1 rRNA gene is annotated in these 529 nt (G+C 59.0%); it reads right to left on the bottom strand.

What is annotated here, in order from left to right:
• Nucleotides 1-454 precede the first annotated feature (454 nt).
• Nucleotides 455-529 (bottom strand): 16S ribosomal RNA (locus E1291_RS41635); the annotation flags it as partial.

The raw sequence follows: 529 nt of genomic DNA, 5'->3' as shown, positions 1-529 counted from the left end.
TGAACACACAAAACGATCAAAACAAATCGCAGACAAGACCCCCACCCCCCCTCCCCGGCCCCACACCCGCCAAAACGGGAAAGGAAACCAGGAAAAGAAAAGATCGAGATCTCGCCAGAGATGCTCGCGTCCACTGTGCAGTTCTCAAAAAACAACCGGGCCCACCAAAACCACACCCCCGCGAGGGGATGCGGTTCAGGTCCCGCGATCCGAAGAAACGTGCCCGTTTCCTCAGGACCCAACAGCGTGCCCATCTCGCCACCCACCCGAACCCGTCCTTCCCACTCCCCTCACGAAGAGAGGCGGTACTAGCCGGGCCGCATGAACGGCCAGATGAATAACCAGTGCTCCACATCTATGAGCAGCCACCCGACGGACACTCGCCGCCGATGATGACCACCAACCCAGACGCTCTTTCGAAGAAGAACCATCCGGGCCAGTTGATGCTCCTTAGAAAGGAGGTGATCCAGCCGCACCTTCCGGTACGGCTACCTTGTTACGACTTCGTCCCAATCGCCGGCCCCACCTT

Source organism: Actinomadura roseirufa, assembly GCF_900659635.1.
In the GTDB taxonomy this organism is placed as follows: domain Bacteria; phylum Actinomycetota; class Actinomycetes; order Streptosporangiales; family Streptosporangiaceae; genus Spirillospora; species Spirillospora roseirufa.
This window is presented reverse-complemented; position numbering and strand designations above follow the sequence as displayed.